At 53.8% G+C, this 25,564-nt stretch carries 29 protein-coding genes and 1 pseudogene; 13 read left to right on the top strand and 17 right to left on the bottom strand.

The genetic code is table 11. The features are described from left to right. The first annotated feature begins 155 nt into the window (after window positions 1-155). The 4 genes from BM022_RS16280 (at window position 156) to BM022_RS13165 (ending at window position 3,947) form a co-directional block, all read left to right on the top strand. Complete coding sequence (locus tag BM022_RS16280; RefSeq protein ID WP_305728858.1) at window positions 156-221, top strand: hypothetical protein; 66 nt, start codon at window positions 156-158, stop codon at window positions 219-221. Beyond that, entirely contained in the window at window positions 218-1,258 is a 1,041-nt protein-coding gene (locus BM022_RS13175; RefSeq protein ID WP_091140029.1) for an ABC-three component system protein, read from the top strand. Before BM022_RS16280 ends, BM022_RS13175 begins: the two co-directional genes overlap by 4 nt. A 119-nt stretch (window positions 1,259-1,377) precedes the next feature. Next, window positions 1,378-2,685: a coiled-coil domain-containing protein gene (locus BM022_RS13170; RefSeq protein WP_177191729.1), complete on the top strand. Its 1,308-nt coding sequence runs from the start codon at window positions 1,378-1,380 to the stop codon at window positions 2,683-2,685. Continuing rightward, window positions 2,682-3,947, top strand: coding sequence for a YiiX/YebB-like N1pC/P60 family cysteine hydrolase (locus BM022_RS13165; protein ID WP_091140027.1), 1,266 nt, complete (start codon window positions 2,682-2,684; stop codon window positions 3,945-3,947). The genes BM022_RS13170 and BM022_RS13165 overlap by 4 nt, the downstream gene beginning before the upstream one ends. 44 nt (window positions 3,948-3,991) lie before the next feature. On the opposite strand, the gene BM022_RS13160 is transcribed toward BM022_RS13165, so the two are convergent. The 5 genes from BM022_RS13160 to BM022_RS13145 all read right to left on the bottom strand — a co-directional run bounded on the left by BM022_RS13160 (window position 3,992) and on the right by BM022_RS13145 (window position 6,662). Next, window positions 3,992-4,684 carry a hypothetical protein gene (locus BM022_RS13160; RefSeq protein ID WP_091140025.1) on the bottom strand — a complete coding sequence of 231 codons (693 nt, stop codon included), beginning with the start codon at window positions 4,682-4,684 and terminating at the stop codon, window positions 3,992-3,994. Next, window positions 4,684-4,827 (bottom strand): hypothetical protein, encoded by a 144-nt coding sequence (locus BM022_RS15600; protein ID WP_177191728.1) that lies wholly within the window; start codon window positions 4,825-4,827, stop codon window positions 4,684-4,686. Before BM022_RS15600 ends, BM022_RS13160 begins: the two co-directional genes overlap by 1 nt. Before the next feature lie 225 nt (window positions 4,828-5,052). Continuing rightward, complete coding sequence (locus BM022_RS13155) at window positions 5,053-5,670, bottom strand: hypothetical protein (RefSeq protein WP_091140024.1); 618 nt, start codon at window positions 5,668-5,670, stop codon at window positions 5,053-5,055. Then, window positions 5,660-6,139, bottom strand: a complete 480-nt coding sequence (locus BM022_RS16130) for a DUF5677 domain-containing protein (RefSeq protein ID WP_256209178.1) — start codon at window positions 6,137-6,139, stop codon at window positions 5,660-5,662. Before BM022_RS16130 ends, BM022_RS13155 begins: the two co-directional genes overlap by 11 nt. Beyond that, window positions 6,126-6,662: a hypothetical protein gene (locus BM022_RS13145; protein ID WP_091140020.1), complete on the bottom strand. Its 537-nt coding sequence runs from the start codon at window positions 6,660-6,662 to the stop codon at window positions 6,126-6,128. Before BM022_RS13145 ends, BM022_RS16130 begins: the two co-directional genes overlap by 14 nt. A gap of 423 nt (window positions 6,663-7,085) precedes the next feature. On the opposite strand from BM022_RS13145, the pseudogene BM022_RS16480 reads away from it, so the two are divergent. Both BM022_RS16480 and BM022_RS16115 read left to right on the top strand, forming a co-directional pair. Next, window positions 7,086-7,630: pseudogene (locus BM022_RS16480) on the top strand (outer membrane protein transport protein); the annotation flags it as partial. Between the two features lie 30 nt (window positions 7,631-7,660). Beyond that, window positions 7,661-7,894, top strand: coding sequence for an outer membrane protein transport protein (locus BM022_RS16115; RefSeq protein ID WP_256209177.1), 234 nt, complete (start codon window positions 7,661-7,663; stop codon window positions 7,892-7,894). Between the two features lie 56 nt (window positions 7,895-7,950). Here BM022_RS16115 and BM022_RS13135 read toward each other — a convergent pair whose 3' ends face one another. Beyond that, window positions 7,951-9,849 carry a potassium transporter Kup gene (locus tag BM022_RS13135; protein WP_091140019.1) on the bottom strand — a complete coding sequence of 633 codons (1,899 nt, stop codon included), beginning with the start codon at window positions 9,847-9,849 and terminating at the stop codon, window positions 7,951-7,953. Window positions 9,850-10,038: 189 nt separating this feature from the next. Between BM022_RS13135 and BM022_RS16110 the strand changes: the two genes are divergently transcribed. The 3 genes from BM022_RS16110 to BM022_RS13125 all read left to right on the top strand — a co-directional run bounded on the left by BM022_RS16110 (window position 10,039) and on the right by BM022_RS13125 (window position 13,573). Beyond that, window positions 10,039-10,167 carry a hypothetical protein gene (locus tag BM022_RS16110; RefSeq protein ID WP_256209176.1) on the top strand — a complete coding sequence of 43 codons (129 nt, stop codon included), beginning with the start codon at window positions 10,039-10,041 and terminating at the stop codon, window positions 10,165-10,167. Window positions 10,168-10,360: 193 nt separating this feature from the next. Further along, the gene (locus BM022_RS13130; RefSeq protein ID WP_091140016.1) at window positions 10,361-10,876 is read left to right on the top strand and encodes a PRC-barrel domain-containing protein; all 516 of its coding nucleotides are present in this window, start codon (window positions 10,361-10,363) and stop codon (window positions 10,874-10,876) included. Between the two features lie 177 nt (window positions 10,877-11,053). Next, window positions 11,054-13,573: an NAD-dependent epimerase/dehydratase family protein gene (locus BM022_RS13125; RefSeq protein ID WP_091140013.1), complete on the top strand. Its 2,520-nt coding sequence runs from the start codon at window positions 11,054-11,056 to the stop codon at window positions 13,571-13,573. Between the two features lie 107 nt (window positions 13,574-13,680). Here the strand turns inward: BM022_RS13125 and sixA are convergent, their stop codons facing one another. From sixA to rsmI, 3 genes are all read right to left on the bottom strand, one after another. Continuing rightward, window positions 13,681-14,133, bottom strand: coding sequence for a phosphohistidine phosphatase SixA (sixA, locus tag BM022_RS13120; protein ID WP_091140012.1), 453 nt, complete (start codon window positions 14,131-14,133; stop codon window positions 13,681-13,683). Window positions 14,134-14,406: 273 nt separating this feature from the next. Further along, the gene (locus BM022_RS13115) at window positions 14,407-14,646 is read right to left on the bottom strand and encodes a thioredoxin domain-containing protein (RefSeq protein WP_091140010.1); all 240 of its coding nucleotides are present in this window, start codon (window positions 14,644-14,646) and stop codon (window positions 14,407-14,409) included. Between the two features lie 440 nt (window positions 14,647-15,086). Further along, the gene (rsmI, locus tag BM022_RS13110) at window positions 15,087-15,932 is read right to left on the bottom strand and encodes a 16S rRNA (cytidine(1402)-2'-O)-methyltransferase (RefSeq protein ID WP_091140066.1); all 846 of its coding nucleotides are present in this window, start codon (window positions 15,930-15,932) and stop codon (window positions 15,087-15,089) included. A gap of 81 nt (window positions 15,933-16,013) precedes the next feature. On the opposite strand from rsmI, the gene BM022_RS13105 reads away from it, so the two are divergent. From BM022_RS13105 to BM022_RS13095, 3 genes are all read left to right on the top strand, one after another. Further along, on the top strand, window positions 16,014-16,400 hold the full coding sequence (locus tag BM022_RS13105) for a YraN family protein (RefSeq protein WP_091140008.1): 387 nt from the start codon (window positions 16,014-16,016) through the stop codon (window positions 16,398-16,400). A gap of 124 nt (window positions 16,401-16,524) precedes the next feature. Next, entirely contained in the window at window positions 16,525-17,109 is a 585-nt protein-coding gene (locus BM022_RS13100; protein WP_091140006.1) for a BON domain-containing protein, read from the top strand. A gap of 369 nt (window positions 17,110-17,478) precedes the next feature. Continuing rightward, entirely contained in the window at window positions 17,479-18,846 is a 1,368-nt protein-coding gene (locus tag BM022_RS13095; protein ID WP_091140004.1) for an FAD-binding oxidoreductase, read from the top strand. Window positions 18,847-18,931: 85 nt separating this feature from the next. On the opposite strand, the gene BM022_RS13090 is transcribed toward BM022_RS13095, so the two are convergent. The 4 genes from BM022_RS13090 to BM022_RS13075 form a co-directional block, all read right to left on the bottom strand. Next, window positions 18,932-19,540 (bottom strand): SCO family protein, encoded by a 609-nt coding sequence (locus BM022_RS13090; RefSeq protein WP_256209174.1) that lies wholly within the window; start codon window positions 19,538-19,540, stop codon window positions 18,932-18,934. An 11-nt stretch (window positions 19,541-19,551) separates the two neighbouring features. Further along, window positions 19,552-20,448 carry a heme o synthase gene (cyoE, locus tag BM022_RS13085; RefSeq protein WP_091139997.1) on the bottom strand — a complete coding sequence of 299 codons (897 nt, stop codon included), beginning with the start codon at window positions 20,446-20,448 and terminating at the stop codon, window positions 19,552-19,554. Window positions 20,449-20,576: 128 nt separating this feature from the next. Beyond that, window positions 20,577-21,167 carry an SCO family protein gene (locus BM022_RS13080; protein ID WP_256209173.1) on the bottom strand — a complete coding sequence of 197 codons (591 nt, stop codon included), beginning with the start codon at window positions 21,165-21,167 and terminating at the stop codon, window positions 20,577-20,579. Beyond that, the gene (locus BM022_RS13075) at window positions 21,154-21,876 is read right to left on the bottom strand and encodes an SURF1 family protein (protein ID WP_256209172.1); all 723 of its coding nucleotides are present in this window, start codon (window positions 21,874-21,876) and stop codon (window positions 21,154-21,156) included. The genes BM022_RS13080 and BM022_RS13075 overlap by 14 nt, the downstream gene beginning before the upstream one ends. 61 nt (window positions 21,877-21,937) lie before the next feature. On the opposite strand from BM022_RS13075, the gene BM022_RS13070 reads away from it, so the two are divergent. After that, window positions 21,938-22,126, top strand: a complete 189-nt coding sequence (locus tag BM022_RS13070; RefSeq protein WP_091139995.1) for a twin transmembrane helix small protein — start codon at window positions 21,938-21,940, stop codon at window positions 22,124-22,126. A gap of 23 nt (window positions 22,127-22,149) precedes the next feature. On the opposite strand, the gene BM022_RS13065 is transcribed toward BM022_RS13070, so the two are convergent. The 4 genes from BM022_RS13065 to ctaD all read right to left on the bottom strand — a co-directional run bounded on the left by BM022_RS13065 (window position 22,150) and on the right by ctaD (window position 25,495). Beyond that, window positions 22,150-23,001: a cytochrome c oxidase subunit 3 gene (locus tag BM022_RS13065; protein ID WP_091139993.1), complete on the bottom strand. Its 852-nt coding sequence runs from the start codon at window positions 22,999-23,001 to the stop codon at window positions 22,150-22,152. 32 nt (window positions 23,002-23,033) lie between these two features. Beyond that, window positions 23,034-23,243, bottom strand: a complete 210-nt coding sequence (locus tag BM022_RS13060; RefSeq protein WP_218146886.1) for a DUF2970 domain-containing protein — start codon at window positions 23,241-23,243, stop codon at window positions 23,034-23,036. Window positions 23,244-23,275: 32 nt separating this feature from the next. Next, a complete protein-coding gene (locus BM022_RS13055; protein WP_091139988.1) occupies window positions 23,276-23,797 on the bottom strand; it encodes a cytochrome c oxidase assembly protein in 522 nt (173 codons plus the stop codon). A 117-nt stretch (window positions 23,798-23,914) separates the two neighbouring features. Further along, on the bottom strand, window positions 23,915-25,495 hold the full coding sequence (gene ctaD / locus BM022_RS13050) for a cytochrome c oxidase subunit I (protein WP_091139985.1): 1,581 nt from the start codon (window positions 25,493-25,495) through the stop codon (window positions 23,915-23,917). Window positions 25,496-25,564 lie beyond the last annotated feature (69 nt).

The raw sequence follows: 25,564 nt of genomic DNA, 5'->3' as shown, positions 1-25,564 counted from the left end.
TGCCCCGATCCCTCGATCGAGCGGGCAGCGTCAAGGAAATGGATGGCAGCGCAACCGGTTCCGAGCCCTGAATCTTGGAATCCTCGGACCAGATTGCGCTCGTAAGGCAGGGTGCCTTATACCTGACGCGGTATGACGTTCTGTGCCAGCGTCTCGTGCAGGAACAGCTCTATACGGCGGCAATCGGCGAGTACGCCGATATGTCCGAGTCACGAGCTTGAAAACATTCGTCACTTCGTTTTTTGTGGGTCATATGCCGCCGAGGCTGCGGGGTGAGGCGATGGAGGAGTTTAGCGAGATCAAGGACCCACCAAAAGCGACCGTGATGCTCTCGGCGGGGCATGTGCAGAGCGGTCCCCCAATTGAGCCCCTCACGCGTGTGATGGTCTATGACGCTGCCGAATGGGAAAAATTCATCGACGAGTGGGTTTCTCATTGTCTGAAAGCAAAATTCCCTACGGTTTTGCAGTTTTCGGGAGCCAATGACCGCGGCATCGACATCGCTGGTTTTGCCGACGACGAGCATTTGCTGGGTGTCTGGGACAATTTCCAATGCAAGCATTACGATCACAGTATCATGCCCAGCGAGGCGTGGCCGGAAATCGGTAAGATGCTCTGGCATTCGTTCAACGGCCATTTCGTGCCGCCGAGGGCGTATTATTTTGTTGCTCCCAGGGGCACCGGTACGACGCTGACACAGTATCTTGCTAACACACCAGCACTCAAAGCGGCACTGATTGAGGCTTGGCCAAAAAGTGTTGCGGACAAAATCACCTCCACTGAAACCGTTCTGCTGGAGGGAAAATTTGCTGAGTATGTCGACAAATTCGACTTCTCGATCTTCAAGCCGCTTTCAACACGCGGGGTGATCGAGCAGCATCGGCAGTCTCCGTATTTTATCGCGCGATTTGGTGGCGGTTTGCCGCCACGCCCTCTTCCGGAAGGGCCACCCGAAGTGATCCATGTCGACGAGAGTGGCTACGTTACGCAACTCCTTGCTGCCTACGCCGATCATAAGAAGGAAGCTGTGCCTGACATTGCAGCCCTAAAGGCATGGCAGCCGCTCGCGGATCACTTCAGCCGCCAGCGTGAAAGCTTTTACCACGCTGAGTCATTCAGAATTTTCGTCAGAGATAAAGTCGAGCCCGGCATATTTGAAGGGCTTCAAGAGGAAATCTATCAAGGCGTAGTCGACACATGCGGTAGCGCGCATTTTGACGGCTTCGCGCGCGTAAAGGCCGTGAAACGCAGAGTCTGAGTTTTAGGAACATTGCTCGGCTCCTCATCATCAATGAGGAAGAGATCATCCAGCAACGAACTCCCCTGTCCGATGGTAACGTCGTCGCAGACACAACGAACACGTCCGCCTTCAAATTCATGCTTACCGGGGTTGACGATTCCGCTTTGGGATCGGCGCAGACACGCAGCCCGGAGGAACAAAGTCGGGGCGCTCAAATCGAACTGCTGGATCAACTTATCGACGGTTATCAGCGGCAAGTTAAGGAGCTGGCTGGCCAGAAGGACGAATTAGAGGAACAGCGTGAGAAGCTCGATCAGTCTATGGCCTCTCAGGGTGAGTTGCTTTTGGTATCCGAAGCAGCATTCAAGGACGCGGCAACTCGAAGGCGGGACCTAGCAAGACGGGTCGAAGAAGGACGCGACCGGCTCACAGAAATTACTGCGCTGCTGGAGCGCTTCACATTGCTTGATGAGCACTACCGCTCTGACGTTGCACGCCTTCAAGGTATTGAGGAAGCGGGCAGCCTTTTTTGGGTATTGGGCGAAGCCGCCTGTCCACTATGCGGAGCAGCGCCCCAGCATCATCGTCTGGCGGATGATTGTGATGGAAACATAGACAAGGTCGTTGCTGCGGCCCGCGTGGAGATCACGAAAATCGAGCTACGTCAGGCGGAACTCGCGACAACGATCACCACGCTCCGCAAGGAGGCCGTGAGTTTTGAAAATCGTTTGCCCCGCCTTGAAGATCAGCTCTCGGAAGTGTCTAGGCAGATCGACAGAGTGGTGGCTCCTAATCTTCGGCAAGTGCGGACAACCTATCGTCAATTAGCTGACAAGGATGGCGAGATGCGTGAAGCTCTTGCGATCCATCGACAGCTCGGGGATCTCGAAGAGCGAAAAGCCAAGCTTGAACGCCAAGATGAAGCTTTGGGCAGCAACGGCGTTGTCGATGCCGGCCTCTCGACATCGACCGTAGACAAGTTTGCTGGGATCGTCCTCGATATTCTGAAGGCTTGGCATTTTCCTGAAATTGATCGCCTTCACTTCGACATGAAGACGCGTGATCTCGTCATTAATGGGAAGAGCCGGATTTCCTACGGCAAGGGACTACGGGCGATAACGCAGGCGGCGTTCACGGTCGGCCTGCTTGAGTTCTGCCGAGAGAATGAGACGCCTCATCCCGGCTTCGTCGTCCTCGATTCACCGTTGCTTTCGTACAAGGCACCCGACGGTAGCGATGACGACCTCAGCAGCACTGATCTTAAGGATCAATTCTACGCTCACCTCTTGCATCTCAAGGCGGATCGACAAATTCTCATCATTGAGAACACCGATCCGCCCGCCAGCGTCCGGGCGCTTCCCCAAGCGACCAAGTTCACAGGCATACTGGGCTCAGGACGAGCGGGCTACTTTCCGCCCGAGAAGCCGTACATTGCAAAGCGATGAAACGCGTTAAGTTCGAAAATCTAAAGCCTGGCGATATCATCCTCACGGCGGGCATAACTAAGGTCGGAAAAGCTATTCGCCTATCTACGCGAGGGATCGTCTCTCACGCTATGATCTGTGTCCAGCGCGGGTCAATTATCGACTCCACGTCCGATGGTGTTCAAGCGCGTAATCTACAGCGTGAACTTTTTGAGGATGGCGAGGACGTATTTGCATTCCGATTGCGGGACGAATTACCCGCAGCCATGATTGCTCAAGTAGTGGACTTTGCACGATCCGAAATCGGCACACGCTACTCCGTATCAGAAGCTGTACGCTCTGTGCTCGTTGGTCCAAAGCCACGAAACAAGCGAGAATTTTGCTCCCGATTGGTTGCTCGCGCTTATCAGAGCGTCGGAATCCAGCTCGTCGCTGATCATGACTACTGCGCGCCGGAAGATTTACGGGTTAGCCCGCTGCTTATTGAGTTATCGAACCTCACGGAGATCGTTAGCGCAGAGGAAATTGCGTGGCGGACAACGCAGCCTAACCCAATCGAGATGATGCGGGACGCCCAAAATAAGGTGTTGGGCGTTGCGCGTAGTCTCGATCCGAATATCGAAAATTTTCAGGACCTAAGCGAACTGGTGCAACGCCATCCGGAATGGGACAGCGTGATCTCACAGGCGTATCGAGATTCTAGATACTTGGAATTGTGGAAGCACGAGCTTCAAACACATCCTTGGCGATATGATCTCGGCGCGATGGAGAACATGCAACATGCTGCCAATCTGGCGGCTTTGCGAGCCTATTGCATAGAGACCATAAGTGAAGCGTACTCAGGAGGCATACGTTTTGCCGTCAATCTCGTTTACTATCAGGATACGCAAAAGGCTACTGAGGGGGAGACGCTGGGCCTTCTCATCGATCTTTATGAAACGCTCGTGCAGAATGATCAAAATCGCCGTGAGGTCGCCCGCGGTTGGCTCCTGAAACATTATCCTAATGACGTGAAGCAGCACATGGAGCGCGTTGAACCGCATAGCGACTTATGGTTCTCAATCGTTGATCGCGTAGAACCTCGGCTTGGTGTGATTGCACGCGCCTCCATTGAGGCACAGCGGTCGAAAGAAGTCTGTTCTTCGTGCGGTGATGAGCCTGCATGTGACTACAGGATTACCAATTCGGCAGAGGCGATGCCAGGCGTTCCCTCACTACGGCTTTGCGATGATTGTCTTTCAATTCGCCGGGGTTTCGGGGAAAGTCTTGATCTGATGGACTAAGGTGCACATGGCGTAGCTGGTAAGGTGAGCAGATTTGCGTTAGCTCAGAGGCCGCCAAACCCATCATGTTCAGTCAATCCACGCCCGACCGTTCCCTTGTGGCGAGAGCTATCAATCTGCGGAATTCGGTAGGCGTTCGCGATCCCATACTCGCTCTGACGACTGGGGACGTGCTCAATATGAACCATGCCACTTGCTGCCAGTAGGGAGAGCGCTGTCTTGAGGCGATCTCTCGCTATTCCAGTTAACTCCGTAATCTGATCGTAGGTCGCTTTGGCGAGATTGTCGTCGTTATCTCTTCGGGCAGCAATGAAGTACCAGAGCTTCATCGCGTCTAACTCTGTGCGCTTGCGCAGATTCAGTTCATAAAAGAAGGGAATCCGACCATCGCGATAGAGGCGCAACGCTGGAAATTTTGCCCAGCCACCTGACGGGCTGAACTCGCAGAGTTTGTAAGTGCTTCGACCTTCGGGTTCGCGCTCGATGAGTCTCCGCTTCCAAAGGATCTCCAAGCCAGCCGAAATCTTGGTCCGGCTGAGTGACGTTGTCAGTTCAAAATCGTTGTAGGTCAAGCGAGCGACTCCGCTCACGCGATCAGCGCGATGAAGGGTCGGCGCAAAAGTCATCAACGCAGCGACATTATTAGCTCCAATTTCGGCCGCCCAGCGAAACTCCTGCAGCCCACCCTCCATGATCCAATCGCTGGGCATCATCACCCATGGAAGTAATTTCGCCATCAGTCGTGTTTCCGTCTGGCGATGGAGTGAATCACATGAATTGCGAAGGCGGCGAGCGCCATCGCTGCCAGCGCGATCAGCGCCAGCACATACTCCATCGGAAACGCTGAACCTTTTGTAATCAACTCAACAATCTTAAGCATTTTTGAGACTCCATTTTCAATCATCCCAAAAATTTTAGGCCGAGGGCCCTTATGTATCTAGATACAGTTTACTCAGAAATTCGGAAGAATTAAAGATTTAGCATTTTAATACAGTAATATACATCTTATCTATGTGGTCTTTATAAATGTCTATTTTGGTCCATGAGTTAACATCCGTGAACCAAAAATGAGGATTGGCTTGGCGGATTGACCGTGTGACTCGTCCTAGAGTCGGAGATTGCGCAGCACGTCCTCAAGCGACGTCGCACCGGTCTGGCGTAGAATTTCGTCTGCATAGGGGTCGGACAATGGGGTCCGAATTCCATGCCCTTGCGCGGCCATCAAGTAGCTGATGCCGTCTTTACCGATCTCCGCGTCATGAACGCTGGTGATCGCCAGATATGCCAGCCGTTCAGCCGTGAGATCGGCGATGTTCGTATCGATGTCTGTGTACAAGACGGTAGCAACATCCTCGAACGGGCCATCAATAACCTTCACCCGCACTCTATCTTGAGCGCCTTCCGGCGGCGGTTTGTAGCATCTTCCGGAGCCTATTCTATGAATCTCGCGGCGATAAAGCATGTCGGTCGCCTCTTCGATCGAAGCCTTCACGACAATGATCTGGCCGCTAACCCTGGAACCTCCAGTGCTTACTGGAACGAGTGTCGGCGCGCCACCACGGCTGCCACTACTCCGAGCAAATTCGACGCAAAACGGAGTTTCGATATTCTCAATTATCCGGATGGTTGCCGCCGCTATCTCGTTCCCAGGATCGGGGATGAGAGACCCATAGGCCAGTATCCCGACGCTCTGTGTCGTGGCGCGAACATTTTTATCCGTCATAGAGGCCATCAAATTTTACGAACAGGGCTGTGTTGACGCGCTCGACCCAGTCGAGCTGCGCTGTAAGGTAGGGTGCGGAGGCTTCAATTCTATCGAGCCACAACCGGTATGGCCGGTTCGTGAATTTCAATGTCGGCGTGACGTATCTGACGTCGGTGCCGTGATGAAACGAGACGGGGGAAAAGCTGCCATCATCATCTCTGGAAAGGCACCAATCCATTGACTCATTCCAGGAGCCATGTATCGATTCCCACATCATTCCGTAGGTGGTCGCATACAGATCGGCATGCTCGACCTCGGAGAAGATGTCGTAGAATGACTTTCGCTGAATCCTCCAGCGGTTCTTTTTCTGGAGATCAAAGTCCTCCGGCTCAGAACTTCTTTCGGGGCAGGTGTTTTCTGTTCGACATTCCGCGGATGGGTTTCGATATAGATCTGTAGCTCGGACAAGCCACTTATCGGCTGCTATTCAACGGAGATGCTTTTATATACTCTTCAATCTCGCTACGAGATAGGTGCCGACCGCTGCTTTCAAATATCAACTCGAGGCAAGACGTTGCCGGAGACATCGGTGAGTCTTCGGGTTGATTCACGTTCACCGGCAATCCATATGAGTTAAAACATCGCACGAGTGACTTAGCTGCATACCAATTCGCAGTAACCGGTTTTCCCGGGTTGCCAGAACCTGGCTCTTTATCAAGCACTCCCTCTATCTCGTCAATAAGGTACCCCAGCAGGACCCTGAGATTTTCCATCACGGGCGCGGACTCCCGTCTATAGCTCAGACCCCATAAGGCCGCCGCAACACTTTGCGGCATCTCTTCGAGTTTTTCCGTCAGCGTCGCCGCATTTTCCTTCAGATCCTTAAGAGCGGCCTCCAAGTCAGCGTTGCTCAACTTATCGGGTTCGCTTCTACAAAGATAACTATAGACCCTGGCAATGCCATAGATATCATCTACGAACGCGTTGTCATCCTTAATAGAACGCAGCATCGCAACTTGCGATTCGTCGAACTGAATATCTTCTAACTGGTCGCCCGTTTGCCGCTCGTGACGAGGTCTAGCTGTTGCCTTAATTAACCGTTCGTCCTATTTCTTTTTAGCTGGATAACCTCTCCGCAGGATCACGCGTTCGAGTTCTTTCTGTTGCCCGCGTCAATCGCAGATGAATGCGGGCACGCGGCTTTATAGTCTGGCAGCGCTCTCTGAGCCTACGCCCTTCCGGCCATCCTTCTTATGCGGTTTAGCGTACCGACTCGCCTAGCCAAAAAGTAAACCATAAAAAAACCGCTCTGTTACAGGGCGCCTCCAGACGCCCTGGCGTCTGCCCTCCTCATGTTTTTGCGTGTGCTGCCAGCTTCTTTTTAGTTTCATGTGGGTAATGACCGGGGTGAGGGTTTCTTATATTTTAAAAACATGTATGTCCTACACGCGCATCTTAACCATTACTTGTCGTTTATGCACGGCCCGAGGTTGAACCTGAGGTTCTGCTATCGCTACACGTTATTTCCGATATTTTTAATGATGAGTGGCATTTCGATCACGGGAAGCGCGGTAGCAGCGGGATTCGCTTTACAAAATCAGAACGGAGCCGGGACAGGGCACGCCTACGCAGGAGCAGCGGCAGTTGCCCAGGACGCTTCAACGATTTACTTCAATCCGGCCGGGATGACCTACCTCGCTCCCGGACATCACGTTTCCGGCGCGGTCAGCTTACTCGCACGATCGTTAAAGTTTAAAGACGCGGGTAGCGATCCGCTGCTGATCTATCCTCTCGGCGATAACGGCGGCCAGGGTGGAGGTTGGGCGCCCATCCCTGCTGTTTACTGGAGTATGGCGGTAACGCCGGCTATACGCGCCGGCCTGGGCATCTCACCGACTTTTGCAACTCTACGGAGTGGAGCAATACTTTTGTCGGCCGCTACCAGGGGGTTTTTTCCGAAATTACTACCATCAACGCTAATCCCAGCATCGCGTGGCGAGTGAACGACATGATTTCGCTTAGAGCAGGTTTTAATGCGGATTCTGACCGTGTCTGGTTGGCACTAGGCTTGAACCAGAAGATTGGCAAGAAAACATCGATTGACCTTGGGTATGCGCATGTGTTCTTCGACAAGGCGAAGATTAACCGGCCCACGAATGAAAATCCTGCGCTTCAGATTGTGCGCGGCTCGTTCAACACCTCGGTCCACATCCTTTCGGTTCAACTCAACCATCAATTTTGATCTACTTTGGAGTAAGCCTCGGCATTCATGACGGTAGTCAAAGCGATAAAACGGGGTCAGATTTCGACCCGCGCGCCCAACTCAAGGACCCGATTTGCGGGTAACTTGAAATATTCGGCTGCATTGCTGGCATTGCGCGCCATGGTTGCGAAAAGCCTTTCCCGCCACAGCGACATGCCGCCGCCTGGACTGGGTACGACGATCTCCCGACTAAGAAAGAAAGATGTTTTCAGCGGCTCGAATTCAAGCCCGTATTGCTGGCACTGTTCCAGCACCAATGGCAGATTGGGTTCATCCTTGAAGCCATATTGGACAGCGATCTGGTAGCAATTTCCCGGCAACGGCTTTACTGATAGCCGCTCTTCTTCCGGAACCCGGGGCGTTTCAAGGTAATTCACGGTCAGAAACACCACCCGCTCATGCAATACCTGGTTGTGGGCAAGGTTATGGAGCAACGCATGAGGCACCCCGTCCGGATTGGCGGTGAGAAAGATCGAGGTTCCCGCCACGCGCGCAGGCGGGTGCGCGATCAATGATTCCAGGAATGGCTGGAGGGGTATGGCCGCCGACCGCAAGTGCTCCAACAGAATTTGCCGTCCGCGGCTCCACGTTGTCATAACGAAAAAGATAAGGGCGCCGATAGCAAGCGGAAACCAGCCGCCCTGGGCAATTTTTAGCATGGTCGCCGCGAAAAATGTGGTATCGATCGTCAAAAACAATCCGGTCGCGAATATACCCAGAACCAGGGGGTAGCGCCAAGCGTAGCGAAGAACGAAAAACGTCAATATGGTTTCAATCACCATTGTCGTGGTGACAGCGACACCGTACGCAGACGCGAGACTCGATGACGAACCGAATCCCACTACAGCCATGGTCACGGCCGCGAGCAGCGTCCAGTTGACGAAGGGGATATATATCTGACCGATCCTGCGATCCGAGGTGTGCCTGATCTGCATGCGCGGCAAAAATCCCAGTTGTATGGCCTGTTTGGTTACAGAATAGACACCCGAGATTACCGCTTGCGATGCGATCACGGTTGCGACGGTGGCTAATCCTACCGCGGGATAAAGCGCCCATGGAGGAAATAGTAGATAAAACGGATTTGAAATAGCAGAGGGATTCGCCAGCAGGAGCGCTCCCTGTCCCAGATAATTCAACGTTAGCGCTGGAAGTACGCAGACATACCAAGCCAGGCGAATCGGTTTCGCGCCAAAATGTCCCATATCGGCATACAGCGCTTCTCCCCCTGTGACGGCCAACACGACAGCACCGAAGGCAACAAATGCGAGCCAACCATTATTTAAACAAAATGCGAGCGCCTGCATAGGGTTAAATGCGCCCAATATAGTGGGTGCGGCCGCGATATTCGTCAAGCCGGCGATGCCGAGAGTGGCAAACCATAACAACATCACGGGACCGAATACTGCCCCGATTCCCCCTGTGCCCCGCTGCTGCACAAGAAAAAGCACAATTAACACAGCCAAAGTTATGGGCAGCACATATGGCTGGAGAAGCGGCGTGGCTACCTCCAGTCCCTCCACGGCGCTGAGTACAGAGATCGCAGGTGTGATAACTCCGTCTCCGTAGAAGAGTGCGGCGCCAAATGCGCCAATAAGAAAGAGAATACTCCGCAGGCGCGGACGATCAGCGACCGAGGAACTGGCAAGGGATAACAGCGCCATGATACCGCCTTCTCCCCGGTTGTCTGCGCGCAGGATCAAGGTGATGTATTTGACCGACACCACTATCATGAGCGCCCAAAAGATGAGCGAAATGACGCCGATGACATTGCTCTCACTCACGGCAAGTCCATGGGTGGGGTCAAAAACCGTCTTCATGACATATAGCGGACTTGTCCCGATATCCCCGTAGACTACGCCAAGCGCAGCCAAGCTCACCAGACCCAAGGACTGATGGGCAACATTCGGCTGCAGTTCTTTATCTTGACTTGTCATCATCGTTGTCCGGGATGGGCGATTCTATTTACTGCGGACCGGCGAGCGGGAGCGAAAACACATGAACCACCGAAGGTTTGCGAAAGCCCCCAATCAGCAGCCGCGTGGACGGGCTTATTCACAAAATTCCTCCGGTGCTTATGCTTTGCGCCGGGCATCCTGGAGGACACGCGCCAGAGAGAGTGGGGCTTGCCTACCCCAAGAATCGAGGCAGCACATGAGGTCATTGTACACGAGCAGCTTGCTGATGACACAAAGGACAAGGAGGACAAAGGGATACGCCTCGAGCGCACGGCTGAGGCCGATCGCAACCAGTAAGCGCCACCGACGTGAGCCTCAGTCTTGCTTGTGGTTCCAGCCCGCCGCTCGACGTTTTCCTTTGTGTGGCTTACCGTACTGATTGCGATGCTCATCCGCACTATCCTTGCTTTATCTCTGTGCCTGAGAATTACGCGATCGGACGGAGCAGTGATATCTAATCTATTCTGGCATTTATTCTTTGGAGATGACCATGAGCTACGAAAATCGTGACATTTACGGCATGTACAAACGCTACGACAAGAAGGGGCCCGGACCCCGACTAATGGGCGCCGATACGCTGATCGGGGAGGATGTCTACAATCACAAGGACGAAGATTTGGGTGGCATCAAGGAAATCATGCTGGAAGTGAACACCGGCAAGGTCGCATACGCGGTGTTGTCTTTTGGCGGCGTGATGGGCATGGGCGAGAAACTCTTTGCAGTGCCCTGGAATGCGCTGAAGCTGGATACCGAGAACAAGCGGTTTCTTCTCAATGTGGACAAAAAGCGCCTTGAAACCGCTCCTGGATTTGACAAGGATAACTGGCCCGACATGGCCGATCCAACTTGGCAGAACACGATTGACGCTTATTACGGCACCAAGTCCTACTCTGAACCTTATGGAGAACCTGTGAAGCAACCGCAGGATACGCCCGACACTCCATATGACGAGACGCCCTACACTACGACACAACCGGGCAATCGCAATTACGGGCGAGGCAAATAACTTGCAACGTCGCCAGCTCAAAGGTCGCTGGAAGACGACACTATTCGATACTGCCGCCTGGCGTTAATGGCAAGCGTTTTACTCCATGGCGCTGGGTCGGGGCTGCCGTTGTATCTTATCCAGAAAGTTAAAGGATTAGAGGACAATTTGCGGTGGCTGGAAACAGGTGCGTGAGCAGTGCTATCTACAGAAAAACCCCTTGTTCTTATCACTGGCTCCGAAGGTAGGATTGGCAAGGCAATAACGGCAGCGTTGGGCGATAGGTATGTTGTCGTCGGTTTCGAGCAAAAGTGTGATACCGGGTCCAACTGCATTCCCGTCGATATCTCTTCTGACGAGGCCGTCTCCAAGGCGTGCGAGCGACTACGCCACAGCTTTGGCGGGAAGATTGCCTCGGTCATTCATCTGGCCGCCTATTACGATTTCTCCGATAAGCAGAATCCGCTGTATGAGGAAGTCAACGTAAAAGGCACACGGAGGCTGTTAAAAGCGCTTCAAGCGTTTGACGTCGAACAATTCATATATGCCAGCACGATGCTGGTCCATGCCCCCACGCAGCCTGGCTTGCCGCTCAGCGAAGACAGGCCTCTTGAGCCAAAGTGGCCTTACCCCCACTCCAAGCTGGCGGCGGAAAACGAAGTACGTGCTCATCACGGCTGCATTCCCTTCTTAATAATGCGCCTAGCCGGAGTCTACAGTGGTTGGGGGGAAGTTCCCTCACTCGGCACACAAATTCAACGCATCTATGAGCGCCAGCTCCAGAGCCATATTTTCCCGGGCAATCCCTCTCACGGCCAAGCCTTTGTACATATAGATGACGTAGCGCGCGCATTCCAATTGGCGGTTGATCGGCGCGCGCAACTGCCGGCGGAAGCCGCGCTATTGATAGGCGAACCCATTACCGAAAGCTACGAGGGACTACAGAACCTGATTGGTGAGCTTATCCACGGCGAGCCTTGGGAAACGCATCGCGTGCCAAAAACCGTCGCTGTTGGGGGCGCATGGTTACAGAATAAAATGGAAGACGTGATTCCGGATGCGATAGACCGGGGAATCGAACCATTCGTCAAGCCTTTCATGGTAGCGCTATCCGATGACCACTTCGAACTGGATATTTCGCGAGCGAGGAAACTTCTGCGATGGAGGCCGAGACACATGCTACGCGAGACGTTACCAGAAATTGCTGCGCATCTGAAAGGCAGCCCTGAGGCGTGGTACAACCGTAACAAAATTCGCCCGCCTAGATGGCTTGAGGATATCGAGAAAAGCGCGGTTTCCAGTACGTTGCTGATCGAACGCAGTAATAAAAACGAGCGCGATGAACATGCGCGAACGCTGTGGTGTCACCTCGCCAACATAGGGCTTGGGTTGTGGCTCATATCGAGTCCATTCGCTTTCGGGCTCGCCGAACAATGGATGGAAGCTGAGGCGATGGTGTCTCCGACCGGCCGCGGCTTACCTCTGTCGGATACCTGGATGACAGCGAACGACATCGTTAGCGGACTGTTGATCATGCTCTTCGCCTGCCTTTCGATCGCCCGCGACTATGGCTGGGCGCGTTGGATCACGGCCCTGCTTGGAGTCTGGCTATTTTTCGCCCCCCTTTTCTTCTGGACACCAAGCGCGGCGGCGTATGCCAATGACACGCTCGTGGGCGTGCTGGTTGTATTGTTTGCAGTAGTGATTTCTCCGCCTCCCGGTATAAGCCCTGTTGCGCGCATGACAGGACCGGATACGCCGCCTGGCTGGAGCTACACCCCCTCCGGGATGACTAACCGAATACCAATTGTGGCACTTGCGGTTGTCGGCCTCCTTATCTCACGCTATATGGCCGCGTTTCAGCTGGGCCATATTGACCAGGTCTGGGATCCGTTTTTCGGCGATGGGACAGCCAAGATCATTACTTCAGAGGTGTCCGAAGCGTGGCCGGTTGCTGACGCAGGATTAGGCGCTGCAGTATATGCGATGGAGATCGTAACCGGTGTCGTCGGGGACAAACGGCGGTGGCGGACCATGCCCTGGGTAGTGCTGTTTTTTGGGATACTGATCGTACCTCTGGGGGTGGTTAGCATTTTTTTTATCATAATCCAGCCGATTGTCATCGGCACTTGGTGCACCTTGTGTCTTGTTGCCGCATTGGCAATGCTGCTTCAGATTCCATATTCTTTCGATGAGATTCTTGCCACGCTGCAGTTTCTAAAAGCCCGCGTCCGGCAGGGGAAATCGTGGTGGCATGTGTTATGGCATGGCGATACGATTGAAGGCGGAGGTGTGGACGCCACAAATGAATTCGGTGGATCATTTGCGGCCGTGTTACGCCAGATAGTGCAGACCGGCGTCCGTTTTACCTGGACCATGATGGCAAGCATGGCTATCGGTATCGCGCTAATGTTCACACGTATCATCTTTGATACATCTGACGCGGCTGCGGATAGCGATCATGTGATCGGATCGCTGGTGGTGACGTTTTCGATCATGGCATTGAGCGAAGTGGGGCGGCCACTTCGTTTCGCAAACATCATTCTCGGCGCGTGGCTGATCGCCGCACCTGTACTGTTGAGCGAATATTCGAGTCCTGCTGCGGCCGCGAGTGTTATCGGCGGCGTGCTGTTGATACTGCTCGCGCTGCCGCTGGGACCTATAGAAAGCCGGTACGGCGCCTGGGATCAGTGGATCCTGATTGGTCAAAAAAAATAACTTACAGACCGGCCATCAGAATTAGTAGCTTAGTGCTGGTTTGGATTTGCGACAGGCGTAAGGGATACATGCTGTTACGGAGATACTACCGTTTTGCCAATTATCGATCAAAGCATATCGGGCGAGATAACGGTGCGCAACACCAGATCCGCGGAGAGGCCCTTTTTCGTGTTGCTGAACCACCACACGGCACTTTTTCGCATGCTCCAGCCCTCCGGAACACCCGACATGAGCAATGAAGCAACTTCTCCCAGCGTCGGTTGATGGCCCACCACCAGGACTGCGTCTTTCGCCTGAGGCCAGCCGGCGACGCTCAGGACTGATTCCGCGGAAGCGCCCGGTCCGATATCCGCGATAGTCTCGAATTCATTGTCAAGCGCGATGGCGGTCTGCTGTGTCCGCTTAGTGGGACTGACAACAATGCGCGTATGCTCGGGAAGTCTCGGCTTAAGCCATTCGGCCATAAGCTGGGCCTGCTTCTTCCCCTTCGCTGTAAGTTTGCGAGTACTATCCGGTGTACCCTCCTCAGCCTCCGCGTGACGCCATAAAATGAGTTCCACCTTTCCTCCGCGTAAATAATGTTGCTCTTCCTTATCCGGTACATGCTTAGTATAGAAGAGATTTTACCTGTCTGCGGCACCAGGACCAGAAACCACCCCCTATTCGAGCGGCGCCAGCGGTGTGGAAGTAAGGCATTTGCAGAATCCGGGTGTTGTGGTTGTGCGGGGGTGACGGATAGGGGATTGTGAGAAAAACCGTCCGATCAATTCAGCAACTTGGGCGTAAGCAATGAGGATATGGAACGGCGGGCATTCTGCCCGCCATTTCTGCAATTAAGACTTCAGCGCGGACATCGGCGCGCCAAAATTGATATGGAAAGGTGCACCATTAATTACCAGCGCTGGGACCGACTTCACGCCAGCAGCTTCAGCGTCAGCAATCCGGTCCTTTTGTTCGCCAAGATGAACAAGCTCAACATCGTAACGGTCCGGGTCTAAGGCATCTGCGATTTGACGCTCGGCGTCGACACATACAGGACAGCCAGCATGATAAAAGGTAGCGCTTGTTTTCATAAATCTCTCCAATAGAATGAATAAAGTCGGTGGGAAGTACCCACGTCGCAAGGACCGGTTAGCCAAATGCCAGCGACAGGCAGATTATAAACGCTGCCCCACCCATGCGCCAGCGGGGTATCCGCTTCAGCGAAGGGCGTTAAAAGGATGAAATAAGGCAAAAGGAGTTGGGCAATTGCCGCGCTACGCCGAGCGATTGAATGCAAGGCGTTGATGCACCCCCAGCTTGCAGGCCTGCTGCCCTAGCTGGAGGCGCTGCACACACATATAAGCGCGCTACTTGATATCCCGGTCTACCTCTTTATCGAAAGAGCGTCGCTGTCTCGCCAGCCCGTGCCGGATACGTGGCACTTGGCATCTGGCGCCGGCACCTGGCACCTGGCACCTGGCACCTGGCACCTGGCACCTGGCATGACAAATATAGTGGCCTTCCTCTCAATCTAATCTGATTTGAGGGTTAATGCGAGCGAATAGATCTTGTTTTTGCTTTGCCCAGTGATGTCTGCCGCGAGCTTCACAGCCTGTTTTAATGGAAGATCTTCCAGTAACAGCTTTAGCGTGCGCTGGGTCTGATCGCTCAGCTGATCCTCCCTCGCAGCTTCGGAAGCAGCAAGGATGAGAACAAACTCGCCTTTCTGGTGGTTGGGATCCGCTTCAAGCCAGGCCACAGCGTCCCCCAGCGGGCAGATGTGGATATTTTCGAATAATTTAGTCAGTTCCCGCGCTATTGCAAGGTGGCGATGCGCGCCAAACACGTCAGCGAGGTCGGAGACGGACTCGAGTATTCGGTGAGGTGCTTCGTAAAATACCAGCGTGTAGGGGGATGACCGCAACTCTTCCAGTTCTCGTCGCCGAGGTCCGGGACTGGGGGGCAGGAAGCCGTAGAATAGGAAGCGGGACGCGGGAATACCAGCGGCCGATAGCGCACATATTGCCGCGTTCGCCCCAGGGACCGGCACCACATTGCATCCTTGTTCCCGTGCCAACGTTACAAGCGTTCCGCCGGGATCTGAAATCCCGGGTGTGCCCGCGTCGGTAACAAAGCCTACTGCCTGCCCCGCGCGCAGCAGGTCGATGATGCGCTGGGCAGCGCCCATCTCGTTGTGCTGATGCACGGCTATCATTCTCTTTGATATCGAGAAGTGGGTCAGCAAGCGTCGTGTGGTGCGGGTATCCTCAGCGGCAATCACGTCCACCGCCGCAAGTACATCCAGTGCACGAAGGGTAATATCCCTCAGGTTGCCTATCGGCGTAGCGACCACGTATAAGGTGGCGGGCGCGATCATGTCAGCCGGATGCATTATCGCTGTAGGGGTTATGGCCTGGGCCGGGTTTGCACTGTAAAATATGTTGGTGCCCATTTGGTGATGTCGGGTTTTTCATGTTGTGCTTGGGGCATTAAGGAGGTCGATTTTTTGACTGGTGGCGATGCGGAGCGGCGGGCCGAGGAGTTTCTCAAGCAGCATAGTCTTGTATTGCTCCAGCGAAACTATCGCTGCCGTTTTGGCGAAATCGATCTTATCATGCGCGATTGCGCAACGTTAGTATTCGTCGAAGTCAGGATGCGCGCGAAAGCGCTTTTCGGTGGCGCAGCGAGCAGCATTACCGTGTTAAAACAGGAGAAAATAGTGCGGACAGCGCGGCATTATCTCGCATCGCTGCGGACGGAGCCATCGTGCCGCTTCGATGCCGTGCTACTGTCCGGTCGCGCGGGAGAAAACATCGAGTGGATCAGAGATGCTTTTGGGGAATAGAAGGGATAATGGATGGGGGAGTGGCTAGGCCTTCGGTGGATGGAGATGAGTTCGGTGTCATCGTCGCTGCCGAGATTATCATTGCTGCGGTATTGTTGTAGGCGAATCATCAACTGGGGAATCAATGCAAAATCTTCATCGGATACAGGTGCTTCTAGTCTTACTGCTGTTGCCTTTTTTTTCCGGCTGCGCCCTGCTGGTTGCAGCTGGCGCCGCAACAGTCGGCACCGGGGTCGCGGTATCGCAGGATCGGCGTACCGGCGGGATGTTAGTCGAGGATCAAAATATTGAGTCAAAAAGTAATCGACGCATTAGCGAGAAAATGGGAGATAACGCACATGTAAACGTTACGAGCTTCAACCGTAACGTGCTTCTGACCGGGGAGGTCTCATCCGAGAGTGTAAGGAAAGAGATTGAACAAGCGGTGAAGGGCGTCGAGCACGTGCGTAACGTGGTTAATGAAATTGCCGTGGCACCTGTGAGCTCGTTTACCTCGCGCAGCAACGACGCGCTGATTACGTCCAAGGTTAAAGGCCGGTTCATGGATGGTGGCAAGTTCCAGATCAACCATGTGAAGGTGATAACGGAGGATAGCGTGGTCTATTTACTGGGAATTGTAAATGCTGATGAGGCCGGGAGCGCGGTAGACATCGCGCGATCTACCAACGGAGTGCGTAAGGTGGTAAAGGTATTTGAGTACATGAACTGAGTTGGTGCCAACTGTGAGTCGCGCTTTCACCTACCGCATGTCGGTGGTTAGATAGTTTGATTGCTCTTCGCCATATATAAGCCGGTTACGGCTATGCGGTTCCAATGCGATTGGAACCCCGCGCGTTGGCCGATGCTCGCGCAGCGCCGCGACAAGCGGTCGTGCCGTTGGGAACCGACTTGGCGCGGGGATGCCAACGAGATCGGATGCTATAGCACTCCCCCACCGCCTGTTCAGGAGGCCCGTTGCCATTTATGGTGTTCGGCAGACGGTGAGACTTTGGACGCTGCGCATCAATCGCGGCGCGGATCCGCAGTCTCGCCATGTTGCGGTTACGTGTGCGCTGTGCCCGTTTAATAGGATCGTATATTGCTCTCGCCGGATTTTGTCGCGCGGCTTCGCAGCCTTCTACCCTTCGAGCAGGTATTGACCGATACGGTGGACTGCTTTGCCTACGCTTATGACAATAGCCGGAGGTTTTGCCCCCCTGACGTGGTAGTGTTTCCGGTGACCGGCCTCGAGGTTCAGGAGGTGTTGGCACTTTGCAATCGGTACAAGACGCCCGCCACGCCACGTGGACGCGGTACTGGCACCGCGGGCGGCAGCCTGCCTGAACAGGGCGGCGTCGCACTGTCGCTTGAGCGCATGCAGCGTATTCTTTCCGTTGACGCGGCCAATCGTGTAATCGTTGCGGAGCCTGGTGTCTTGAACGAATCGGTTCAGGAGGCAGCGCGAGTTCATGGGTTCTTTTGGCCGCCCGATCCGTCGAGTGCGGCTTACTCGAGTATAGGAGGTAATCTCGCCACTTCCGCGGGCGGCCCTCATGCAGTGAAGTACGGCACTACCCGAGATCATGTGCTGGGACTCAAGGCAGTGACGGGCGATGGGAAGATGATCAGGACGGGCTGTTACACCACTAAAGGGGTGGTCGGTTACGATCTTACCCGACTGTTGATTGGCTCCGAAGGGACCCTTGCCGTCATCACCGAGGCTACGCTCAAGCTTACGCCGCTTCCTCAGGCGCGTGCGGGAGTTACCGCATACTTCGGCGATCTATCGAGTTGTGCCTCGGCGATCGTTCGAATCATGGCACTTCCTCAGACGCCGAGCGCGCTTGAATTCCTGGACTCCGCGTCGCTACTTTTGATACGGGGCCGGTTTCCTGCGCTGGTGCCAGCCCACGCTGCCGCAATGCTCATGATCGAGGTGGACGGGTCCGAACAGTCTATTGCCGAATCCCGCGCCGCTGTTCTTCGCGCGTGCGGCGACAAAGGATTGATTAAGGGGGAAGAGGTCTCGGATACCGCTAAGTTGTGGGCGGCCCGCAAGGCACTGTCTCCACTTTTGCGCGATATTGCCCCGAAGAAGATCAATGAGGATGTTGTAGTCCCGGTTTCGGCGTTGCCTGTTTTTCTTGAAGGACTCGAACAGTTAAGTGCGAAATACAGGGTTGCTAACGTTAACTTTGGCCACGCCGGCAACGGCAATATCCACGTCAATCTTCTCGTGGATCCCGAGTCTGCCGATGAATTGTCGCGGGCGAATGCGTGCTTGAATGAGATATTCGATCTGGTGATCCAGCTCAACGGCACCTTGTCCGGAGAGCATGGCGTGGGGAGCGAAAAACGACCCTACATCGGTAAGGAAATAGATCCACCGACGTTGGCGTTGATGAAGGAAATCAAGAGGGTCTTTGATCCCAACAATATTCTCAATCCCGGAAAATTATTCCCGTAGGCGGATACAAGCGGGGGGGCGAAAACTCGGGCGAGAAGGGGATTGGACGATTTATAGTTTGCTACACTTGGGTCCCGAGAGAATTTTATCCAACCTTCAATAGCTCTGCAATATCATGCGCGAAGACGTCAGCACCGTTTTCGTTCGTAACGTAGAGCCGCAGATGTCCCTTGGTATCGTAAATATACGTACCGGTCGAATGATCGATGTCATGATGCCCTGTCTTTGCTGCTGCTTTCGTCTGATAAAATGCCTTGAAGTCGCTTGCGATTTTCTTCGTGGTTTCGACGTCGCCGGATAGGCCAAGGAATGCGGGATCGAATCCCGAGACATACTGCTTGAGTACCTCGGGAGTATCCCGCTCCGGATCAACGGATACGAATAGCACCTGGACCCGCTTCGCGTCCGGACCGAGCTTGCGCATAGCCGCAGCTATATTCGCCATTGTCGTGGGGCAGGCGTCGGGGCAATTAGTATAGCCAAAAAACAGGACGACGGCCTTGCCTTTGAAGTCCGCTAGCGTTCGGACGTTTCCCGACTGATCAGACAGTTTAAAATCACCGCCGAAGTTGGCGCCAGTGATATCGGTCGAAAGAAATTTTGGGGGTGCGGTGTTGCTACACGCCGGTAGGAAAAAAACCAGCAGAACAAGGGCGGCGGTTTTTACCGCCGCGTTAAGCTTGGAATGAACCACGACCACGCCGGTTAGAAACGGATGTAATGATCAACAAGCAATACCACGAACAGCGCGGTCAAATAGACGATGGAATAGCGAAATGCTTTTTTGGCTATCTCATCACTATAATTCAGGTAGATTCTCAAGGCATAGTAGAGGAATATTCCGTCCAGCACCGCCGCGCCGGCGAGATAGATGAGTCCGCTCATCTGCGTCGCGTAAGGCATCAACGTGACGGCGATGAGGATAAGCGTGTAAAGCAGGACCTGAAGGCGAGTATATTTCTCGCCGTGCGTTACCGGCAGCATCGGCATACCCACCTTGGCGTATTCGAGCTTGCGGTACAGAGCCAACGCCCAGAAATGAGGCGGCGTCCAGGCGAAAATGATGAGAAACAAAAGCAGCGCATCGGCAGTTACTTCGCCCGTTACCGCCGCCCACCCAAGAACGGGCGGCATCGCGCCTGAAGCGCCGCCAATAACGATATTTTGTGGCGTCATCGGTTTCAGGATCACCGTATAGATGATCGCGTAACCAACGAACGTTCCGAGGGTAAGCCACATCGTCAGTGGGTTCACCAACTGGTGAAGAATCAGTAGTCCTGTTCCGCCGATCAGCGCCAGGAAAAACAGCGTTTCGGGAGACGTTACCTGCCCGCGCGGCAGCGGCCTGCCTCGTGTCCGCGCCATGACCGCATCCATTTTCTGCTCGACCAGACAATTTACAGCAGCCGCGGCACCAGCCACGAGGGCGATGCCGATCGTGCCAAATATCAGTGCGTTAAGCGGAACAGCACCCGGCACAGCAAGAAACATGCCGATAAAGGCGGTAAATACGATGAGCGAAACTACCCTGGGCTTGGTCAAGCGGTAAAACTGCTGCACGCGCGTAGCGGTTTGCTGCCAGGCGATACTCGTAGTAGCCATTACCTTTCTCCTAATTCAATACAGATATTTATCTGTGTTTAACCCATTTGCTGGGCGACAACGGAAGCCCGATCTCCCAATTATTGCGTAATCGCCACTTCGGGAGGTGCCGCGCGGATTCGGGGCACCTAGTGTTTTTGATCAGTCCCCATCGCATGCTCAAGCTGGGACACCTTCAACAAGCGCTTGATGTCTTTAGCCATTTGAGCGGGATCCGGATTTTTCGGAAAACGCATCATTAGGTTTCCAATCGGATCGATGAGGTAAATATGATCGCGGTGGGAAACAGCGGCCGGAATTTCTGAAAGCAGATCACTGTCCTTAGCGTTAATGAGCAGCACTCCCTCGAAGTCCTTCACGATTTCTGGCGCTGGAACTTCCCCGTCATCAATCAGCCATAGCCTTTCCACCCGATCCTTTTCCTTATGTTGTGTCAAACGCACCTGGCGCATGTAATACAATTTTTTCTGACACTGCTCGTCGCATTTCCCGGAATCCACCATCGCCATCACCCACTTTCCACGAAGTTGCCGCATGCGAAAAATAGTTTGATCAGCCTGATTCAGAGCCGTGCCTGCCAAGGGCTTAACCTGAAGCAATTCGCCATAGTTAACAGTGGTACCAGGCCGAACGCCAAAAAAATAAAGCGTATACGAGGCGATAATAGGCGCGCACAACACGACGAACAGTAGAATCAGCGTTCGTCTATTTTTTTTCAAACCGCTCTCGCTTGCCACTTAACACCAAATAAATTATCAATACAGCCAAAGCCATCGCAAACCACTGAACCGCGTATCCCAAATTTTTCGCTGAGCCTGAATCCGGACGCGGCCACTGCCGAACCAGACCATCTTGCACGTCGTCCTTTTGCAAAATCATTACCGGCTGCAAGGTCAACCCAGTCGCGTTCCGATAGCGGTTAATATCCAGATTTTCCCAGACCCTTCCGGCTACCAAATCCTGAGACAGCTCAAGCGTTCGCTGAGTAGCCGTTGTCGCAATTCCCGAGACGCTCACCTGACCGGAAGGCGGAGCTACTTCCGGCAACTTGCTTCGATCCCGGTCCGCCGGCGCCCATCCACGATTCACCAGAACGTGCATGGAACTTGTACCTATCCTTAGCGGGGTGATGACGTGGTAACCAGCTACTCCGCGATAAATCTTGTTATCGAGATAGATGGTGTACCCCGGTACGTACTCGCCCTGTGCCTCTACTTGACGATATTGAAAATCCCCAAGTTTTACCTCCGTTGGAGGAAGTACAACCGCGGGCTCCTGCGAAAGAAGATCCAGGCGTTCCTGTCTGGATTCCTTTTCCTGGGCGCGGGACAGCTGCCAGTTACCGAGTTGCACCATAATCGTGATGACAACTGCCGCGCCTATTGTTGACCATAATCGCGGCTTAAACCGCCAGCCTGAAATAGTCATTGGATAGTATGCAGAACTCGGCTAAACTTGTTTCCAGACCCGATAATTACAGGAATATATCGTGAAAATTGCAGCCGTCTTGATTCTATTCCTTATACTCGGCAGCTTGGCTTCCGCCTTGTACTACATGGTGAAGGACAAGGGGCATGGTACGCGCGCCGTAAAGTCCCTCACACTTCGCATCAGTCTGTCGCTTCTTCTGTTTACCCTGCTAATGCTGGGAACCTATACGGGGTTCATATCGCTTTAGCAGGGGTAGTACGGCTCGCATTTCTATATGAGCCAGTATACGAAAATAAACAGTCCCAGCCAGACTACGTCAACGAAGTGCCAATACCACGCCACGCCCTCAAAGCCAAAATGGTTCTCGGGGGTAAAGTGGCCCGCCATTACCCGGAACCAGATGACCAGCAGCATGATGGAGCCCAGCGTGACATGGAAACCATGAAAACCGGTCAACATGTAAAATGTCGCGCCATACGCACCGGTGGTCATCTTAAGGTTGAGATCTGAATAGGCATGGCCATATTCATATGCCTGCAAGCCCACAAACAGAAAGCCCAGCGCAAAGGTGAGGAAGAGTCCCAACTTGAGCTGTCCGCGCTTGTTCAGCTTTAGTGCCCAGTGTGCCCAGGTGACGGTCACGCCAGATGTCAGCAGTATCAGGGTATTGATCGCCGGCAGCCCCCATGGTCCCATGGGCATGAATTTCTCTACGATCCCTGGGCCAGCCGTGGGCCACTCGCCGGTAAAGTCAGGCCAGAGAATCTTATGCTCCAGATCCGATAACCAGGGAATCGAATATACGCGCATGTAAAACAGGGCACCGAAGAAGGCTGCAAAGAACATGACCTCGGAAAAGATGAACCAACTCATCCCCCAGCGGAAAGACTTGTCCACCTGCTGGTTATACGCCCCCCTCTCGCTTTCCTTGGCCACCACCCCGAACCAGCCAAACATCATGTAGATGAGTATGGCAAACCCAATCGCCAGCAATCCATAGCCCAGCGGAAGCTTGTTGACCGAAAATGCCGCGCCGAAACCCATAAATAACAGCGCAATCGACCCTGTGATAGGCCAGGTCGACGGCGCTGGAACGTAATAGTGACCCCCTTCTTGGCTCATGCTCTTTCTCCTGCGTATAATTTAATTAATCTTTAACTTGTTACAAACTTAACGAGCAAAAACACAACTACCACAAACAGCGCCGCGCCCACAATCCCGGCGATGATCACCTGTCCCGCTGTTAGCGTCGCGGCGTCATGGTCGTGATCGCTCTGTTTCCTAATCCCAAAAAAAGCCCACGATACGGCCTTCATCGCCTGGATAAAGGTTGCTTTTGTCGGTTTTTCCTTTGGGTCTTTCAACTCTGGCCCGCTCGACTACTGATCACCTGCGTTTAGTCGCTCCCCAGTTCAAAAAATGTGTACGAAATGGTGACTGTATTGAAATCAGCGGGCAAAGTCGGTTCGATCATGAATTGAACCGGCATCTGCCTCGTTTCATTCGGCTTTAGCACTTGCTTACTGAAACAAAAACACTCCAGTTTCTTCAGATGCTTGGCGAGCAATTGTGGACTGTAGCTGGGTATAGCCTGACCATTAATCTCCCGGTTAGACGTATTCGTTACCTCGTACATCACCTGAACCAGTTCACCCGGATGAATCCGTACGTTTGATTGAAGCGGCCTAAACTTCCACGGTAGCCCGCGGGTATTTGCATCCAGCTCGACTGTTACCCACCGTGTTGTATCGACCTGGGTATTTTCGGTTAACGTATCCGCCTGCAATAAATTGTTGAGGCCGGTTACTTCACAAATCTTTTCGTAAAACGGCACCAACGCAAAACCAAAGCCAAACATCACCAAGGTAAAAATCAACAGCTTTTTCAGTATTACCGAATTGGCTTGAACTGTGCTCATTTCCAGTTCTTAAAGAGAACACCCACAAATATTGCCGTCGCTATCGCGAACAGAAAGAGGGCGGTTCTGATCGCTCTGCGCCTTCTTTCTGCGTCGTTCGACATCTACCAACCCTTTTTACTTAACAATCGGAGGGGTTGTAAAGCTGTGATATGGAGCGGGCGATGGCAGCGTCCATTCCAGGGTCTTGGCTCCTTCCCAGGGTTTGGCCGGTGCTTTGGCGCCGCCACGGATGCACTTTAGCACGACGTAGAGGAACAGAAGCTGACTAAACCCGAAGCCGAAGGCGCCGATGCTTGAGATCATGTTGAAGTCGGCAAACTGCAGCGCATAGTCGGGAATGCGACGCGGCATGCCCGCCAGCCCCAGGAAGTGCTGAACAAAGAAGGTGAGGTTGAAGAAGAACATCGACAACCAGAAGTGCCACTTGCCCAGGGTCTCGTCATACATATGCCCGGTCCATTTCGGCAGCCAGTAGTAAACGCCGCCGAATATTGAGAACAACGCGCCCGACACCAACACGTAGTGGAAGTGCGCAATCACGTAGTAGGTGTCCTGCACCTGAATATCTATCGGGACTATCGCGCAGATGACACCGCTGAAGCCACCAATGGTAAACAGGAAAATGAAGCCGATGGCAAACAGCATGGGCGTCTCAAAAGTCATGGAACCACGCCACATGGTCGCGGTCCAGTTGAACACTTTCACGCCCGTGGGCACGGCGATCATCATGGTCGCATACATGAAGAACAGCTGCCCGGTGACCGGCATGCCAGCGGTGAACATGTGATGCGCCCAGACGATGCAAGACAGAATGGCGATGGATGCAGTGGCGTATACCATCGACGAATATCCGAACAGCGGCTTGCGCGCAAAGGTGGGGATAATCTCCGACACGATGCCAAACGCCGGCAGGATCATGATGTAGACTTCAGGGTGGCCGAAGAACCAGAATATGTGCTGGAACATCACCGGGTCGCCGCCGCCGGCCGCGTTAAAGAAATTGGTGCCAAAGTTTCGGTCTGTCAGCAGCATGGTCACCGCTCCCGCCAGCACCGGCATCACCATAACCAGCAGATAGGCGGTGATCAGCCAGGTCCACACGAACAAGGGCATTTTCATCAGTGTCATTCCCGGCGCCCGCAGGTTGAGAATGGTGGTAATGATGTTAATCGAACCCATGATGGAAGAGGCACCCATGATATGGAGCGCAAAGATGGCCATATCCATGCCCATGCCCATCTGCACTGACAACGGCGGGTAAATCGTCCAGCCGCCGGCGGGTGCGCCACCGGGCACGAAGAACGAGCTCATCAGCAGCAGTGCCGCCGGCGGCAGCAGCCAGAAACTCCAGTTGTTCATGCGCGCAAAAGCCATGTCCGGCGCTCCGACCATCAGCGGAACCTGCCAGTTGGCGAACCCCACGAACGCGGGCATGATGGCGCCGAACACCATCACCAGGCCATGCATGGTGGTCAACTGGTTGAAAAACTCGGGCTGAACGATCTGCAACCCCGGCTGGAACAGCTCTGCCCGGATGGTCAGCGCCATCACGCCCCCGGTCAGGAACATGATGAAGCTGAACCACAGATACATGGTGCCAATATCTTTATGGTTAGTGGCGTTCAGCCAGCGCGACAAGCCGGTCGGATGATGTTCGTGGTCGTCGTGACCAATATCGTGATCTACTGCTGCCATGATTTCCTCCTGATGCTATTTTCTTAACTGGTTGATTTCGGATGGTTGCACCAAGTCCCCTGCGGCATT

This window comes from Nitrosospira sp. Nsp14 (assembly GCF_900113575.1).
Classification (GTDB): domain Bacteria; phylum Pseudomonadota; class Gammaproteobacteria; order Burkholderiales; family Nitrosomonadaceae; genus Nitrosospira.
This window is presented reverse-complemented; position numbering and strand designations above follow the sequence as displayed.

Bases quoted from the DNA above. Each gene is read 5' to 3' on its own strand.
- BM022_RS13170 (WP_177191729.1), top strand. From the start codon at position 1,378: ATGCTTACCGGGGTTGACGATTCCGCTTTGGGATCGGCGCAGACACGC.
- BM022_RS13165 (WP_091140027.1), top strand. From the start codon at position 2,682: ATGAAACGCGTTAAGTTCGAAAATCTAAAGCCTGGCGATATCATCCTC.
- BM022_RS13160 (WP_091140025.1), bottom strand. From the start codon at position 4,684: ATGGCGAAATTACTTCCATGGGTGATGATGCCCAGCGATTGGATCATG.
- BM022_RS15600 (WP_177191728.1), bottom strand. From the start codon at position 4,827: ATGCTTAAGATTGTTGAGTTGATTACAAAAGGTTCAGCGTTTCCGATG.
- BM022_RS13155 (WP_091140024.1), bottom strand. From the start codon at position 5,670: ATGACGGATAAAAATGTTCGCGCCACGACACAGAGCGTCGGGATACTG.
- BM022_RS13145 (WP_091140020.1), bottom strand. From the start codon at position 6,662: ATGCTGCGTTCTATTAAGGATGACAACGCGTTCGTAGATGATATCTAT.
- BM022_RS16115 (WP_256209177.1), top strand. From the start codon at position 7,661: ATGATTTCGCTTAGAGCAGGTTTTAATGCGGATTCTGACCGTGTCTGG.
- BM022_RS13135 (WP_091140019.1), bottom strand. From the start codon at position 9,849: ATGACAAGTCAAGATAAAGAACTGCAGCCGAATGTTGCCCATCAGTCC.
- BM022_RS13130 (WP_091140016.1), top strand. From the start codon at position 10,361: ATGAGCTACGAAAATCGTGACATTTACGGCATGTACAAACGCTACGAC.
- BM022_RS13115 (WP_091140010.1), bottom strand. From the start codon at position 14,646: ATGAAAACAAGCGCTACCTTTTATCATGCTGGCTGTCCTGTATGTGTC.
- rsmI (WP_091140066.1), bottom strand. From the start codon at position 15,932: ATGATCGCGCCCGCCACCTTATACGTGGTCGCTACGCCGATAGGCAAC.
- BM022_RS13105 (WP_091140008.1), top strand. From the start codon at position 16,014: ATGTCGGGTTTTTCATGTTGTGCTTGGGGCATTAAGGAGGTCGATTTT.
- BM022_RS13100 (WP_091140006.1), top strand. From the start codon at position 16,525: ATGCAAAATCTTCATCGGATACAGGTGCTTCTAGTCTTACTGCTGTTG.
- cyoE (WP_091139997.1), bottom strand. From the start codon at position 20,448: ATGGCTACTACGAGTATCGCCTGGCAGCAAACCGCTACGCGCGTGCAG.
- BM022_RS13075 (WP_256209172.1), bottom strand. From the start codon at position 21,876: ATGACTATTTCAGGCTGGCGGTTTAAGCCGCGATTATGGTCAACAATA.
- BM022_RS13065 (WP_091139993.1), bottom strand. From the start codon at position 23,001: ATGAGCCAAGAAGGGGGTCACTATTACGTTCCAGCGCCGTCGACCTGG.
- BM022_RS13055 (WP_091139988.1), bottom strand. From the start codon at position 23,797: ATGAGCACAGTTCAAGCCAATTCGGTAATACTGAAAAAGCTGTTGATT.
- ctaD (WP_091139985.1), bottom strand. From the start codon at position 25,495: ATGGCAGCAGTAGATCACGATATTGGTCACGACGACCACGAACATCAT.